The sequence below is a fragment of the Cupriavidus basilensis genome (assembly GCF_029335485.1).
Taxonomy (GTDB): domain Bacteria; phylum Pseudomonadota; class Gammaproteobacteria; order Burkholderiales; family Burkholderiaceae; genus Cupriavidus; species Cupriavidus basilensis_E.
Genome location: NZ_JARJLM010000447.1, coordinates 14,813 through 29,443, shown reverse-complemented (window position 1 = coordinate 29,443; position 14,631 = coordinate 14,813). Strand labels below are relative to the sequence as shown.

General features: G+C 67.6%; 12 protein-coding genes. 7 read left to right on the top strand and 5 right to left on the bottom strand.

Translation table 11 applies throughout. The annotated features are described in order from the left end of the window. Positions 1-52: 52 nt before the first annotated feature. From P3W85_RS27320 to P3W85_RS45610, 4 genes are all read right to left on the bottom strand, one after another. A complete protein-coding gene (locus P3W85_RS27320) occupies positions 53-2,074 on the bottom strand; it encodes a sigma-54-dependent Fis family transcriptional regulator (protein WP_276267043.1) in 2,022 nt (673 codons plus the stop codon). A 346-nt stretch (positions 2,075-2,420) separates the two neighbouring features. Then, on the bottom strand, positions 2,421-3,158 hold the full coding sequence (locus P3W85_RS27315; protein ID WP_017228921.1) for a haloacid dehalogenase type II: 738 nt from the start codon (positions 3,156-3,158) through the stop codon (positions 2,421-2,423). Positions 3,159-3,223: 65 nt separating this feature from the next. Beyond that, complete coding sequence (locus P3W85_RS27310; protein ID WP_017228920.1) at positions 3,224-4,186, bottom strand: aldo/keto reductase; 963 nt, start codon at positions 4,184-4,186, stop codon at positions 3,224-3,226. A 13-nt stretch (positions 4,187-4,199) separates the two neighbouring features. Continuing rightward, positions 4,200-4,538, bottom strand: a complete 339-nt coding sequence (locus P3W85_RS45610; RefSeq protein WP_430869628.1) for a hypothetical protein — start codon at positions 4,536-4,538, stop codon at positions 4,200-4,202. A gap of 332 nt (positions 4,539-4,870) precedes the next feature. Between P3W85_RS45610 and P3W85_RS27300 the strand changes: the two genes are divergently transcribed. From P3W85_RS27300 to P3W85_RS27275, 6 genes are all read left to right on the top strand, one after another. Then, a complete protein-coding gene (locus P3W85_RS27300) occupies positions 4,871-5,800 on the top strand; it encodes a Bug family tripartite tricarboxylate transporter substrate binding protein (RefSeq protein WP_276267042.1) in 930 nt (309 codons plus the stop codon). A gap of 11 nt (positions 5,801-5,811) precedes the next feature. After that, positions 5,812-6,927 (top strand): DSD1 family PLP-dependent enzyme, encoded by a 1,116-nt coding sequence (locus P3W85_RS27295; protein WP_276267041.1) that lies wholly within the window; start codon positions 5,812-5,814, stop codon positions 6,925-6,927. Positions 6,928-6,964: 37 nt separating this feature from the next. Further along, entirely contained in the window at positions 6,965-8,431 is a 1,467-nt protein-coding gene (locus tag P3W85_RS27290; RefSeq protein WP_276267040.1) for an N-acyl-D-amino-acid deacylase family protein, read from the top strand. A gap of 1 nt (position 8,432) precedes the next feature. Beyond that, positions 8,433-9,566 carry a DSD1 family PLP-dependent enzyme gene (locus tag P3W85_RS27285; protein ID WP_276267039.1) on the top strand — a complete coding sequence of 378 codons (1,134 nt, stop codon included), beginning with the start codon at positions 8,433-8,435 and terminating at the stop codon, positions 9,564-9,566. A gap of 152 nt (positions 9,567-9,718) precedes the next feature. Further along, positions 9,719-10,627, top strand: a complete 909-nt coding sequence (locus P3W85_RS27280; protein ID WP_276267038.1) for a LysR family transcriptional regulator — start codon at positions 9,719-9,721, stop codon at positions 10,625-10,627. 130 nt (positions 10,628-10,757) lie between these two features. Next, a complete protein-coding gene (locus P3W85_RS27275) occupies positions 10,758-12,131 on the top strand; it encodes an MFS transporter (RefSeq protein ID WP_276267037.1) in 1,374 nt (457 codons plus the stop codon). A gap of 32 nt (positions 12,132-12,163) precedes the next feature. Here P3W85_RS27275 and P3W85_RS27270 read toward each other — a convergent pair whose 3' ends face one another. Then, positions 12,164-13,105, bottom strand: coding sequence for an AraC family transcriptional regulator (locus P3W85_RS27270; protein WP_276267044.1), 942 nt, complete (start codon positions 13,103-13,105; stop codon positions 12,164-12,166). Between the two features lie 85 nt (positions 13,106-13,190). Between P3W85_RS27270 and P3W85_RS27265 the strand changes: the two genes are divergently transcribed. Then, positions 13,191-14,630 (top strand): cytochrome P450, encoded by a 1,440-nt coding sequence (locus P3W85_RS27265; RefSeq protein WP_276267036.1) that lies wholly within the window; start codon positions 13,191-13,193, stop codon positions 14,628-14,630. Position 14,631 lies beyond the last annotated feature (1 nt).

Here is a 14,631-nt window from a genome sequence, read left to right as displayed (position 1 = left end):
GAAAACCAAATACCACCAAGAGCCCAACAACCTTAGACCCTGCACCCCCAAATCACTTCCCCGAAAGAACATCCCGCTGGTTAGGCGAAGCAATGCCATAGCGCGCCATGCGCCGGTACAGCGTCATCCTGCTCACGCCGATCTGCCGCGCCACCGCGCTCAGGTTCCAGCCCGCCGCGCGCAGGTATTGCATCAGCAACATCCCTTCGGGCGGCAGCAGGTGCGGGTCGAAGGCGGCATCCGCTGGCGCCGGCGCGGCAACGGATTCGACGGATGCCTTGCCCGGCGCCGCCGCGCTGGCGGTGGCCGGGAGCAAGCCCGGTTGCGGCGCGGCGCCGATGCCCTCGGGAAGGTCCTCCACCTCGATGTGGCCATCGGTGCAGACCGCGCGCGCGTATTCGAGCGCATTGCGCAGCTCGCGCAGGTTGCCGGGCCAGCGATGCAGGTGCAGACGCGCGCGTGCCGCTGGCGCAAGGCTCACCTGCCTCTCGCCATCCAGCATCTTGCCGATCAGCCAGTCAAGATCGGCGCGCTCGCGCAGCGGCGGCAGCATCAGGCGCGCGCCATTGAGCCGGTAATACAGGTCCTCGCGGAAGCGTCCGCTGCCAACCAGCTGGTCGAGCGGATGGTGCGTGGCGGAAATCACCCGCACATTGACCGGCACCGGGCGCGCCGCGCCGATGGACAGCACCTCGCCTTCAGCCAGCACGCGCAACAGGCGGGACTGCAGTTCGCGCGGCATGTCGCCGATCTCGTCGAGGAACAGCGTGCCGCCGTCGGCCTCCTGGATCAGCCCGCGCTTGGCCCGGGAGCCGGCGCCCGAGAAACTGTTGGGCAGGTGGCCGAACAGCTCGCTCTCGATCAGGGATTCGGGAATGGCCGCGCAATTCACCGCCACAAACGGCCCGTGGCGGCGCGCGCTGGCCTGGTGCAACGCCTTGGCGAGGTATTCCTTGCCGCTGCCGGTCTCGCCGTTGATCAGCAGGTTGATGGGTGAATCGACCAGCTTGGCGGCACGCAGCAACTGCTGCTGCAGTGCGGCATCGCCACCGCAGAGCGCGGCCAGCGGCGCCTGCAGCGGCGTGGCCCGTTCCCCGCTCTCGCTGGCGCGCTGCCAGCGCAGGGCCGGCGGCATCACGCTGAGGTAGAGCCGCCTGCCGCTGCGGGCCAGTGCCAGCGCGCGCTGCTCGCTCGGGCGCGAATGGACGAAGCGGCCCAGCTCGTCGAGCCGCGCCTCGAACAGCGATTCGAACGGCATGCCCAGCACCGGCGTGCCGGCGCCGGCCACGCCCAGTTCGGCCTCCAGCATCTGCTGCGCGCGGCGGTTGTGGCCGACGATGCGGCCCGCCGCATCCAGCGCGACAAGGTATTCCGGGTTGACGTCGACGAACTCCGGCGCGGCATTGAGCTTGAGGATCCAGTCCTCGCGATGGCTGCGCACGAAGCTGGCGTTCTCGATGCGGCTGGCGTAGATGCGCACCATCTGCAGCGCCAGCCCCTGGCTGTCCTTGGCCTGCGGCGAGGTCAGCGCGGAGATGTCGAGGATGGCGCAAAGGCTGCCGTGCGAATCGAACAGCGGCGCCGCGGTGCAGGTCAGGGGGATATGGGTGGCGTCGAAATGATCGGCCTGGTGCACGGTCAGGGCCTCGCCGGTGGCCAGCGCGGTGCCCACCGCGCAGGTGCCGGCGCCGGACTCGCTCCATTGCGCGCCCAGGTACAGGCCGGCGTGGCGCAGGCGGGCATCGGCGTTGGCGTCGCCCAGGTAGTCCACCGTCACGCCCTGGGCGTCGGTCAGCAGCACCACATAGCCCATGCCCGCCACCTGGCTGTACAGCGTCTGCAGGCCGTGGCGCGCGATGCGCGCGAAATCGTCGATGCGCTGCTGGTGCTCGCGCAGCCGCGTCTGCGGCAGGATGCGGGCCTGCTGCATGCGCGCCGGGTCGAGCCCGTACTGGTGCACGCAGCGCCGCCACGAGTTCTGGATGATGGTTTCCGGCGCGCGCGGTATCGGCGCGCTGGCGCGGGTGGTGAGCTGGACTACCGTATCGATGTGCTCGCGTTGCCGCAGGTCCATCGTCGTCTCCTTGTGGTCTCCTGGCGGATCGCCGTCCCGGCGCCGTTGCGCCACTGGTACTGCCGCGCTACACGCGGACGGACCCGCCATCCCGGCTCTGGTTTGCCTCTCTCGTTGGTGCGCGTGCATGCGCCGTTCATGCGCTGGCGGGCGACCGGGAATCCTAATGTATCCGACAGCGAGCGGCTTGGGCAAACTCCATCGCTCCGGTGGCACGCGCAGGACACGCCATGTGCCGCCAAGGCGTCTTGGCGGACAGGGTCCTGGATGCGCCCGGCGGCACGGCGATCTGCACGCGCAAACGCATCCCGTAGCCTGGATCAGGGGCGGCGGCAAGCCGCCATGCTTACCCGCACAACCGGTCCGCCAGCTCCGTCATGCTGCCCGCCACCACATCCCAGTCCGACTCGGCGGCCAGGTCCTTGGACTGGCGCGGCCCATATTCCGTGGGCCGGTTGACGTAGGCGGTGCGCATGCCATACGCGCGGCCGTGGCGCAGGTCGTAATTGTGCGCCGCCACCAGCATCACCTCGTGCGGCTGCAGGCCGAAGAAGGCGATCACGCCGAGGTAGGTTTCCGGGTCCGGCTTGAAGTGGCGCACGATATCGGCGCTGAACACCGCGTCCCACGGCAGCCCGGCATGCTTCGCGGTATCGACCAGGCACGGCACGCTGCCGTTGGAGAAGGTGGAAATGATGTAGCGCTGCTTGAGGCGCGTCAGCCCGGGCACGGTATCGGGCCAGCCCGACAGCCGGTGCCAGGCGAGATTGAGATGCCGCTTCTCCGCTTCGCTCAGGTTCTCGATGCCGAACTGGTCGAGCAGGGCATCGAGCCGCTCGCGGTGCAACACGTCGATATTGGCCCAGGGCCGCTCGCCCTTGCGCACGCGATCCATGCCGGGCGCGTAACCGGCGCGCCAGGCGTCGGCAAAGGCGGCCCAGTCGGCCTCGATGCCTTTTTGCTGCCCGAAGGCGGTGAGGTCGCCGATCACGCTGGTGCGCCAGTCCACCACGGTGCCGAAGACATCGAATACGAGTGCCTTGACCCCCGCCAGGCCGCTGCCGCCTTTGTTGGTGCCATCCATCCCTGCTCTCCTTCCTGATGCTGATTGATGCTGATGCGCGCCGCGCCATGCGCGGCGCCCAACGCTCAGGCGCTGGCCTGGTCCAGCAGCGCGACGTCCCCGGCGCTCAACCGCAGCCGGGTGGCGGCGATCAGGTCGTCCAGCTGCGCCAGCGAAGTGGCGCTGGCGATCGGCGCGGTGATGCTGGGGCGCGCGATCTGCCAGGCCAGCGCAACCTGGGTCGGGTTGGAAGCGGTACGCGCGGACACCTCGTCCAGCGCCGCCAGGATGCGCAGGCCGCGCGCATCGAGGTAGGCCTTGACGCGCTGGCCGCGCGCGCTGCTCTTGTCCAGGTCGGCCTCGGAGCGGTACTTGCCGCTCAGGAAGCCGCTGGCGAGCGCGTAATAGTTGAATACGCCCAGGCCTTCGCGCAGCACCAGCGGCTCCAGCTCGCTTTCGTACTCGCTGCGGGTATAGAGGTTGTAATGCGGTTGCAGGCTCTCGTAGCGCGGCAGGCCGTGGCGGCGGCTGACGTCCAGTGCTTCGGCCAGACGCGCGGCGCTGTAGTTGGAGGCGCCGATGGCGCGCACCTTGCCGGCCTTGATCAGGCGGTCGTAGGTTTCCAGCGTGTCTTCCAGCGGCGTGTCCTGGTCGTCGGTGTGCGACTGGTAGAGATCGATGTAGTCGGTCTGCAGGCGCCGCAACGAGGCATCGACGGCGCGTTCGATATAAGCCCGCGACAGGCCCTTGCGCCCCTCGCCCATGTCCATGCCCACCTTGGTGGCCAGCACCACGTCGGCGCGCTTGCCGCTGCGCTTGAACCACTTGCCGAGGATGGTCTCGGACTCGCCGCCCTGGTTGCCGGGCACCCAGCGGGAATAGACGTCCGCCGTGTCGATGAAATTGAGCCCCGCGCCGACGAAGGCGTCGAGCAATGCGAAAGAAGTGGACTCATCGGCACTCCAGCCAAAAACATTGCCGCCGAACGCCAGCGGCGATACTTCCAGTCCTGACTTGCCCAGCTTGCGTCTGATGATGCTCGAGGTCATGCGTATGGCTCCGCTAGTTGCATCGAAAAACCGCCTTGCGCATACCAGCCGCATGCTGCGTGCGGCCCGGTACCTGGCGGCAAAGGCGCCACGCGCATCCAGGCGCGGCAGAAGACACATTGTAGGCAGTGACGGCAAAGCTTGCCCGCGCGGGTGGCGCGGGCCGGTCTGGTTCGCTGCCCTCACGGGCGGCTTCGGATTGCTGACGAACCCCGCATTTTTCGGAATGTGGGGTTTTTTGTTTGCGCAAGTACAGATGCCCAACCTTGGCTCGGACGAACGCGGGATCGACCGCTGCATCGACCTTGCGCAGCAGGCGATCGGCCCGAACCAACGATGCCAGCGCCACCATCTCCAGCTCGTGCCGGTAAGGGACGGGTGCGCTTGGCATCGCTCCACAAGTAGCACGCCACGACACCGGCGATTCGTAAGCGCGGCTGAATACTGAATGTAGCTGTGGCTAGTTTCTGTTTTGGCTGCGCAGGCCTACCGTTCGCTTACACGCATGTCGCAGGTTTGTGATAGCCGGCGGCTCTCCCGCCAAAAGGAACTCAGATGCGTCTTCTCTCCTTCCGTGCTGCCGGCCTCCCCGCCCTGGGCGGTCCCCTTCCGGCCTTACTCCACCTGCGATGTGTCCCTGCCATGTTTAAACGCCTGTTGCTCCCCATTCTTACCCTTACCGTAATGACCGCCGCTGCAGCGCCAGCCGTCGCGGCCTATCCCGACAGGCCGATCCGGCTGATCGTGCCGTCGGCTCCCGGCGGTGCTCCGGACGCACTGATGCGGGCCCTGGCCCCACAGCTGGCACAGCAGTTGGGCGTACCCATCGTGATCGACAACAAGCCTGGCGGCTCCTACGTGATCGGCACCATGGACCTGGTGAAGTCCGCGCCCGACGGCTACACGCTGGCCTACGGCAACATCGTCTCGCTAGCGACCAACAAATCGCTGCTGCCCTCGGTGCCATATGACGTCGAGAAGGACCTGACGCTGATCGCGAACACGCTGCGCCTGTCCAACATGATGATCGTCAACAACAGCGTGCCCGTCAGGACCATTCCCGAACTGATCGCCTATGCGAAGAAGAATCCGGGCAAGCTGGCCTTCGGCTCGGATGGCAACGGCACCACGGCGCACCTGGGCGTTGAACTCTTCATGGCGATGACCGGCGTCCACATGCTGCATGTGCCCTATCGGGCGGCGACCTCGGCCATCACGGACCTGATCGGCGGCGGCATCCAGCTCATGATGATCAACACGCCGGTTTCCGCGCCGATGGCCCGGGGGGGCAAGGTGCGGGCGCTTGGCATCTCATCGCTGCAGCGCTCGGCTGCGTATCCGGACGTTCCCACCATCGCCGAATCCGGCCTTCCCGGTTTCGAGGTGTCGGCTTGGGGCGGAATCGTCGGCCCGGCCCACATGCCCAAAGACATCGTCGCCCGCCTCAACAAGGAGATCCGCACCGCGCTGGCCAGCCCCGCCGTGCGAGAGCGATTCAGGCTGCTAGGGGCGGAAATCGCGCCTGGCACGCCCGAGGAGTTCCTGGATCTCTCCCGCCGCGAGACGGTCAAGTGGGCCAAGATCGTGAAGTTCTCCGGCGCCAAGATCGATTGAAGGAAACCCCCATGAGTTACTGGAAAGCTGCCCAACCCGGCGACCCCGTCGTTGCCATCGACACACCCGCGCTCGTGCTCGACCTGGATGCGTTCGAGCGCAATCTGCAGCGCATGGCTGACGCATTGCGCGGCCGCAACGTGCGCCTGCGTGCCCACGCCAAGAGCCATAAGTGCCCGGAGATCGCCTTGCGCCAGGTCGCGCTCGGCGCAGTGGGCATCTGCTGCCAGAAGGTCGGAGAGGCAGCCGTATTCGTGGAAGCGGGCATCGGCGACATCCTGGTCACCAACCAGGTAATGGGCGACGCCAAGCTACGCCGCCTGGCTCCGCTCGCACGCAAGGCGCGCATCGGCGTGCTGGCCGATCACCCGCAGCAGGTGCAGGCGCTGGCCGCTGCCGCGCAGGCGCATGCCGTCACCCTCGACGTCTACGCCGAGGTCAACGTCGGCGCCAACCGCTGCGGTGTGGCGCCGGGCGACGAAGCCGTGCAGTTGGCCCGGCAGATCGCAGGCAGCGCGGGGCTGCGCTTCGCCGGGCTGCAGTGCTACCACGGGCCGGCCCAGCATCTGCGCTCGCCGCAGCAACGCGCCGCGGCCATCAAGGAGGCCATCGCGGCGGCGCGCATGACGCGGGACGCCATCGAGGCCTGCGGCATCGCTGTCGAGCGTGTCACGGGCGCCGGCACCGGCACCTTCTTGCATGAACGCGACAGCGGCGTCTTCAACGAGCTCCAGGCGGGGTCCTATATCTTCCTGGACCGCGACTACGGCGACAACGAGCGCGGCGAGGGCGACGTGCCTTTCGAGCACGCGCTGTTCGTGCGCACGACCGTCATGAGCCGGGCGACGCCGCAGCGCGCGATCGTGGATGCCGGTCTGAAGGCGTCGAGCGTGGATTCGGGCATGCCCGCCGTCTGGCAGCGGCCCGATCTGCGCTATGTGAAGGCCGCCGACGAACACGGCGTCCTGGCCACCGCCGATGCCGCCGCGGTGTCGCTGGGCGACGTGCTGATGCTGGTGCCGGGCCACTGCGACCCGACCGTCAATCTCTACGACGAACTGGTGTGCGTGCGCGGCGATAGCGTCGAGGCCCTCTGGCCGGTTGCCGCGCGTGGCGCGCTGTTGTGAGCGCCGGTGCGCCATGGAAACTTCTTTAGGAAATCCCATGCAGGAAAAATTTGACCTTCTGATCCGCAACGCCAGCATCGTGGATGGCACGGGTGCGCCGCGTTACGCGGGCGACATCGGCCTGCGCGGCGACCGCATCTCCCGCATCGGCGATTTGAGGGACGCGCGCGGCGAGGTCGAGATCGACCTCCAAGGCCGCATCGCGGCCCCGGGCTTCATCGACGCCCACACACACGACGACCGCCTGATGCTGTCCAGCCCCGACATGGCCCCCAAGGTCAGCCAGGGCATCACCACGGTGATCGCGGGCAACTGCGGCATCTCGCTCGCGCCGATGCCGCGGCCGATCCCGCAGCCGGTCACGCCGCCACTGAACCTGCTCGACGAGAAGGGCGACTGGTTCGCTTTCCCCACATTCGCCTCCTACATCGCCGCGCTGCGCGGCAAGCCTGCGGCCACCAACTGCGCCTTGCTGGTGGGTCACACCACGCTGCGCGTGGCGACCGTGGACGATCTGGAGCGGCCGGCATCGCAGGCGCAGATCGAGCAGATGCGCAGCCTGGTGCGCGAGGCGCTGGAAGCCGGCGCCATCGGTGTCTCGACCGGCCTGTTCTACGAGCCCTCGATCGCGGCGCCGACCGAGGAGGTGATCGACGTCTGCGGCCCGCTCAAGGCATTCGGCGGCGTGTACTGCACCCACATGCGCGACGAAGCGGACCGGGTGATCGATTCGCTGGAGGAAACCTTCCGCATTGGCCGCGAAGTCGGCGTGCCCGTGGTGATCTCGCACCTCAAGGTGGTCGGCGAAAAGAACAAGGGCCGGTCGCAGGAAGCGCTGTCCGTCATCGAGCGGAACATGGCCACCCAGCCGATCTGCATCGACTGCTATCCCTACACGGCCGGCTCCACGGTCTTGTCGGCCGACCGCGCGGCCAGCTCGACCCGCGTCATCGTGAGCTGGTCGAAGGCGCTGCCGGAATTCGCCGGGCAGGATCTGGACGCCATCGCCGGCAAGCTGGGCGTGGACCAGGACGAAGCGATCCGCCGCCTGAGCCCCGCGGGCGGGATCTACTTCCGGCTGGACGAGGCCGACGTTCAGCGCATCCTGAAGCACGACAAAGTCATGATCGGCTCGGACGGCCTGCCGCACGACGCGTCTCCGCATCCGCGTCTGTGGGGGAGCTTTCCTCGCGTGCTGGGCCACTACGGCCGGTTCCTTGGCTTGTTCCCCCTGGAGACTGCCGTGCACAAGATGACCGGTCTCACCGCGAAGAATTTCGGCCTGAAGGACCGCGGCGTGCTCAAGGAAGGCGCGTTCGCCGACCTGGCCCTGTTCGACGCCGACACCATCGACTCGGCCGCCACCTACGAGGCGCCGATCGCGCCGGCGCACGGTATCGATACGGTGATCGTCAACGGCGCCGTCGTCTGGCAAGGCGGGGGCTCGACGGGCGCGCGGCCAGGGCGCGTGCTGGCGCGCGAGCCTCAGGAAGCGGGGAGCTGACATGCCGATGCTGGAACAACTGGAAACGCCCGCGCTGCTGCTCGACGAGGCGCGGATGGATCGCAACATCGAACGCATGCGCAACCGCGTGCGGCGGTTGGGCGTTTCCTTCCGCCCCCATGTCAAGACCAACAAGTGCATGGATGTGGCGCGCCGCATGATGGAAACGCCGGAAGGGCCGATCACCGTGTCGACCCTGCTGGAGGCCGAGTACTTCGCAGCGCGTGGCGTCAAGGACATCCTGTATGCGGTGTGCATCGCGCCGAACAAGCTGGACCACGTGGCGGCACTGCAGGACAAAGGCGTGCGGCTCTCGCTCCTCGTGGACAACGTGGAAACGGCGCGGCTGCTCGCCGCGTGGGCGAAGGTGCGAGGATGCCGCGCGGACGTGCTGGTCGAAGTGGATTCGGACGGCCATCGGTCGGGCGTCAAGCCCGATTCAGCAGCGCTGCTGGAAATCGGCCGGTACCTCGAAGGCGCCGGCGTCCCCGTCAAGGGCGTGCTCACGCACGCCGGCAGTTCGTACGACTGCCGGTCGGTGGAGGCAATCCGCGCCATGGCCGAGCAGGAGCGCGCAGGGGCCGTTCACGCGGCGGGCCGATTGCGGGAAGCCGGCATCGAGTGTCCGGTGGTCAGCGTGGGCTCGACCCCGACGGCGCTGTTCGCCGAAAACCTGGCGGGCGTCACCGAACTGCGCGCCGGCGTCTTCGTGTTCTTCGACCTCGTCATGGCTGGCCTGGGAGCGTGCCGACTCGACGATATTGCCTTGTCCGTGCTGGCCACGGTGATCGGGCATCGGCCGGACAAAGGCTGGACCCTGCTGGATGCCGGCTGGATGGCGATGTCGCGCGACCGCGGCACGGCCAGCCAGCCGGTGGATCAACGCTATGGTCTGGTCTGCGATCTCGACGGCCACCCGATCGATGATCTGCTGTTGCTGGAGGCCAACCAGGAGCACGGCATCATGGGACACCGCTCGCGGAAGATCGAAGGCGCGCTGCACCTGCCGGTGGGCACGCAGGTGCGCATCCTTCCCAACCATGCATGCGCCACCGCAGCGCAATACGGCCAGCACAAGGTGCTGGGGCCGGGCCGCGAAGTCGTCGCCACCTGGCAGCGCATCAGCGGCTGGTAAGGTGGTCGCGGGCCTGTGCGAAGGCCGCCGCAGCGACGCTGAAGTCACCGCGTCGCCGGCACTGGGGTTACGCTGCAGCGCGGCTGTAGCAACCTCGCGGAGTACTAACGCGGGAGTCGACGATGCAAGGGGCCGGGCGTACCATTCTTGCCATGCCACATGACATCAACGACTTGCGCTTTTTCGTCACCATCACCGAGAGCGGCTCCTTGGCGGAGGCGGCGCGCCGGCTTGACGTGACACCTTCGGCGGTGTCGCAGCGGCTACAGCAACTGGAGTTGCACCTGGGCACGCAGCTGGCCCACCGCAGCACGCGGCGCTTCAGCCTGACCGAGGAGGGCGAGCTGTTCCACGCCGGCGCTGTCGCGCTGCTGGCGGACCTGGGGGCCCTGGTCGACACGGTGCGCGAGCGCTCGGGTGACGTGGCCGGCACGCTCCATGTCTGTGGCCCGCTCGGGTTCGGCCGGCACTATCTGGCGGGGGCCATCGCCGACTTCCACACACAGCATCCCAAGCTGATGGTGTCGCTGACGCTCAGCGACGTCGTGTCCGCGGCGCAGGCCAATCGGTTCGACTTGATCGTCCATATCGGCAGCCTGCTGGATTCGAGCATGGTCGCTTACCCGATTGCCCCGAACTCGCGGCTGGTCTGCGCATCGCCGCGCTATCTCGCGCGCCGCACCGCGCCGCGGGAGCCCAAAGAGCTGGCGCAACACGACTGCATTGTGCTGCGCGAGAACCATGAGGACGTGACGCTGTGGCGCTTTCGCAAGCGGCGCACCGAAGCCGCCGTGCGTGTGCCTGCGATCCTGAGCACCAACGACGGCGAGGTCGCCCGGGAATGGGCGCTTGAGGGCAAGGGCGTGATCGTGCGGTCGGAATGGGACGTGGCCGAAAGTCTGGCCTCCGGCCGCCTCGTGCGCCTGCTGCCCGACTGGCGCTTGCCGGATGCGGACGTTGTGGCGCTGATCGCGAGCCGTGCGGGCTTGTCGGCGCGGGTCAAGCTGTTCCTCTCCTTCCTGCAGGCACGCTTCAAGCCCCAGCCGCCGTGGCGGCAGTAGCGATGTCATGGCGGGAGGCCGAGGCCTTGCGCCTCGCCCGCGGCATCCATCGCCCGCCCGGCTAGCTGGAACCCCCTGTCACGCATATTGTCTATACAAGCATACCGCCTTCCTTTTGGGGAGATGCCAAATGGACGCCCTGCAAGTAGGGGCTACGCCTCTTTCCGATGAGGACGCACGGCGCCAATTGCGCCGCGCCGTCATCGCCAGCACGATCGGTACCACCATCGAGTGGTACGACTTCTTCCTCTACAGCACGGTGACCGGCCTGGTTTTCGCGAAATTGTATTTCCCGGAGTCGGACCCGGTCGTCGGCACCTTGCAGGCCTTCCTGATCTATGCCGTCGGCTTTCTGGCGAGGCCGGTCGGAGCAGCAATTTTCGGCCACTACGGCGATCGCATCGGGCGCAAGGCCACGCTGATCGTGACCCTGCTGTTGATGGGGCTCGCTACTTTCGCGGTAGCCTTCGTCCCCACCTATGCCACGATCGGCATCTGGGGCGCCGTTGCCCTCACGGTATTGCGCTTTATCCAGGGCGTTGGCGTCGGCGGCGAATGGGGCGGCTCGGTATTGATGTCGATGGAATGGACACGAACGAACGCGCATCGCGGTTTCGTCGCCTCCTGGCCCCAGTTCGGGGTGCCGGCGGGACTCTTCCTGGCCAACCTGGCCGTCCTTGCCATGAGCCAGATCTCCGGCAGCGGATTTCTCACCTGGGGCTGGCGGGTGCCGTTCTTCCTCAGCATCGTGCTGGTCGCGATCGGCCTCTACATACGCTTCAATATCCTCGAGACGCCGATATTCGCGCGGCTCGTGGCCGAGCGCAGGATCGAGAAGACGCCGATGCTCGAGGTGTTGCGCCGCCAGCCGAAGGACATCCTGCTCTCGGCCTTTGCCCGCATGGCCGAACAGGCGCCTTTCTATATATTCACGGCCTTCGTCTTCACCTATGGCGTCTCGACACTGGGCGTGACGCGCGATCTGTTGCTGACGGCGGTGCTGGCGGCGTCGGTGCTGGAATTCTTCACTATCCCGTTCTTTGGCCATCTGTCCGATCTGATCGGGCGGCGGCGCATGTACATGATCGGCGCCGCCGTGGTCGGCGTATTCGGCTTCCTCTATTTCGCGATGGTCGGCAGCAGGGATCCGCTGTGGATCTTCGTGGCCATCGTGCTCTCGCTGGTGCCGCATTCGATGATGTACGGTCCCCAGGCCGCGTTGATCGCCGAATCCTTCACCGGGCGCCTGCGTTACAGCGGTGCGTCCATGGGCTACCAGCTGGCTTCGGTCATCGCCGGCGGCCCCGCGCCGCTGATCGCGACCGCGCTCTTCGCCTACTACCACTCGGGCTATGCGATCGCGGGCTATATCCTTGGGTGCGCGGTGCTTAGCCTGATAGCCGCTTCGCGGCTGGGCGACTACACGAACAAGGACATCTCCCGGGAATACGACGACCGTCCGTCGACCGGCAACAGCGGACACGCGACGCCGGCAGCACGATGACCGGATGAACACGCCAATCCGTCATACACGGATCACACCCATAGCCGATACGCCCAGAACGATTCATCTTCGGCAAAACGCTGGGCGAACTCGCTCGGCGAAAAACCGGTGATCCGTTTGGACACGCGGCTCAGATGGGCCTGATCGGCGAAGCCTTCGTCCTGGGCCAGCCCCGCCCAGTCGAAGGGCAGCCCAGCCTCGTACCGCTCCCGCGCGGAGAAGAACACGCCTTCGGTCTTGACCAGCGACTGCCACTGGCGCAGCGATCGCCCGCTGTGCGCCTTGATGCGGCGTTCGACCTGGCGCGGACTGTGCGTGCGCAGCCATTGGCTGGCTTGCCAGGCCAGGCGCTCGACCCAATGGCGGCCAAACCGGCGCAGCGAGGGCATGGACGACATGCGGCCCTGCAGCGCCTGCCAGGGTGCCGCGAGATGCTGTTCCAGCGCGGCCTGCGTGGCCGCATCGTCGGCGGCGTCGAGCAGCGCCTCCAGTAACGGCCACCGGTCGGCGCCGAGCACCTCGTGGGCAGAGGCAAAGCGGTCCTGCACGGCAGCCAGGTCGAGGCCGAGCAGTGCCCGCGCAGCATCCGCTGCGAAACACACCATGCCGCTGCGCCCGCAGGTCGGTGCCCAGCTCACGGTGGGCCGGGACTGGCTGCCCGAGACCACCACCGCCGCGCCGAACGGCCGCCACAGCGGGCCGCCGCCGGTGCGCTCCACCAGCCCGGCATCCAGGCCCTGGAACCACGAAAGACAGACCAGCGGCGTGGCCGGGAAATGCGACAGCCGCTGCGCGCTGCTCAAGCTCAAACCGCGCGTATCGCGGTGGACGACAGCCACGACCGCGCCTTGCAAGGCGGGCGGAGAGAGGTAGAGGCGCTCGTGCACGGTCTTCCCTTCGCCGGGTGCGCGGGGCGCGCGCATCAGCGGATCGGGGCAGTGCGGCGGTACAGGCGGTAATTCGGTGCAGATCATCGCGCGGGGAGAGGGAGAGCCGGGGCGCGTGGCGATGTCGTTTGCGTTCAAGACCAGCGCCGCAGGATGGCGAACAATGCGTCGAATGAATACCTCATCTCCTCCGGATTGTCCATTCCATGCGGGTGCCCCGTCCCACCCGCCAGCCCTCCATCCGCCCGGGGTCTGGCCGCCGGGGCCAACCACCGGCCTGACCGGATGGCGCTTGCTGCGCAGCATGTCGCGCGATCTGCTTGGCACGCTGGCCACATGGCAGCGGGCATTTGGCGATGTGGTGCACGTGCGCATCTGGCCGGAGCATCAGATCGTCGTCACCGACCCGCAGCTCGCGCGCGAGTTGCTGGTCACGCACCACGACGCGCTGATCCGCTGGGAGCGCGGCATGCGCGTCTTTGCGCAACTGCATGGACACAGCGTGCTCATTGCAGAGGGCGATGCCTGGCGAGGCAAGCGGCACGCCCTGCAGCCGGGCTTCTCGCCGAAGGCAGTGCAGGCCCTGGTACCAACCATTGCCTCCGCCGCCATGCAGGCGCTGTCTCATTGGCCGATGCACGCAGGAAACTGGCCAATCGAAAACGCGCTCACATCGCTGGCGATGGATGTGATCGTGCGCACGATGTTCTCGAGCGAGATCGGTGCCGACGCCCGCATCGCGGAAGCTGCCGCACGCACGGTCATGGTGGCGGCCAACGCCGAGTTCTACTGGCCCGCGAGCTGGCCCGATGCGGTGCCCTGGAAGCGCGCCAAGCGGCAAGCCCTGGCGGCGCTGAATGGCTTGGTGGACCGCCATCTGCAAGCCCGATTGAAGCTGCCGCATGACGCCTGGCCCGACGACCTGGCGAGCCGTCTGCTGCAACTGCACCGCGACGACGCGGCGGCGTGGCCGCTGCAAGCGGTGCACGACGAGTGCATGACGGCATTCCTCGCCGGGCATGAAACCGCCGCGGCGACACTGGCCTGGTGGGCATGGTGCATGGCCGCAAACCCGGCCGCGCAGACCGCGGCGAGAGAGGAAGTCCTGCAGGTGCTGCAAGACCGCGCGCCGACGGCGGAAACCCTGCCGTCGCTGCGCTACCTGACGCAGACGCTGCACGAGGCGCTGCGCCTCTACCCGGCCGCGCCGATGCTCAACAGCCGCCGCTCCACCCGGCCAATCACGCTGGGTTCATGGCAGCTACCCGCCCGCACCCAGTTCCTGGTGCCGGTGCAGCTGATGCATCACGACCCGCGATGGTTCCCCGCACCGCTGGCATTCCGGCCCGAGCGTTTCGGCCCCGGCGCACCGGCGTTTCCGCGTGGCGCTTACCTGCCATTTGGCGCCGGCCCCCGCGTTTGCCTGGGACAGCACCTGGCAATGACCGAGACGACCGCGATCGCGGCGATGATATTGCAGCGCTTTGCACTGTCGGCGCCCGACGGCATGGCTGCGCCGCAGCCCGTGTTCAATGTCACGCTGCGGCCGAAGCAGCCCCTGCGGCTGCGGCTCGCTCCGGCCCCGTCCGCAGCGCCACGGGCCGGGCGATGAG

Coding starts and splice junctions, on each gene's coding strand:
- P3W85_RS27320 (WP_276267043.1), bottom strand. CDS start 2,074: ATGGACCTGCGGCAACGCGAGCACATCGATACGGTAGTCCAGCTCACC.
- P3W85_RS27315 (WP_017228921.1), bottom strand. CDS start 3,158: ATGGATGGCACCAACAAAGGCGGCAGCGGCCTGGCGGGGGTCAAGGCA.
- P3W85_RS27310 (WP_017228920.1), bottom strand. CDS start 4,186: ATGACCTCGAGCATCATCAGACGCAAGCTGGGCAAGTCAGGACTGGAA.
- P3W85_RS45610 (WP_430869628.1), bottom strand. CDS start 4,538: ATGGTGGCGCTGGCATCGTTGGTTCGGGCCGATCGCCTGCTGCGCAAG.
- P3W85_RS27300 (WP_276267042.1), top strand. CDS start 4,871: ATGACCGCCGCTGCAGCGCCAGCCGTCGCGGCCTATCCCGACAGGCCG.
- P3W85_RS27295 (WP_276267041.1), top strand. CDS start 5,812: ATGAGTTACTGGAAAGCTGCCCAACCCGGCGACCCCGTCGTTGCCATC.
- P3W85_RS27290 (WP_276267040.1), top strand. CDS start 6,965: ATGCAGGAAAAATTTGACCTTCTGATCCGCAACGCCAGCATCGTGGAT.
- P3W85_RS27285 (WP_276267039.1), top strand. CDS start 8,433: ATGCCGATGCTGGAACAACTGGAAACGCCCGCGCTGCTGCTCGACGAG.
- P3W85_RS27280 (WP_276267038.1), top strand. CDS start 9,719: ATGCCACATGACATCAACGACTTGCGCTTTTTCGTCACCATCACCGAG.
- P3W85_RS27275 (WP_276267037.1), top strand. CDS start 10,758: ATGGACGCCCTGCAAGTAGGGGCTACGCCTCTTTCCGATGAGGACGCA.
- P3W85_RS27270 (WP_276267044.1), bottom strand. CDS start 13,105: ATGATCTGCACCGAATTACCGCCTGTACCGCCGCACTGCCCCGATCCG.
- P3W85_RS27265 (WP_276267036.1), top strand. CDS start 13,191: ATGAATACCTCATCTCCTCCGGATTGTCCATTCCATGCGGGTGCCCCG.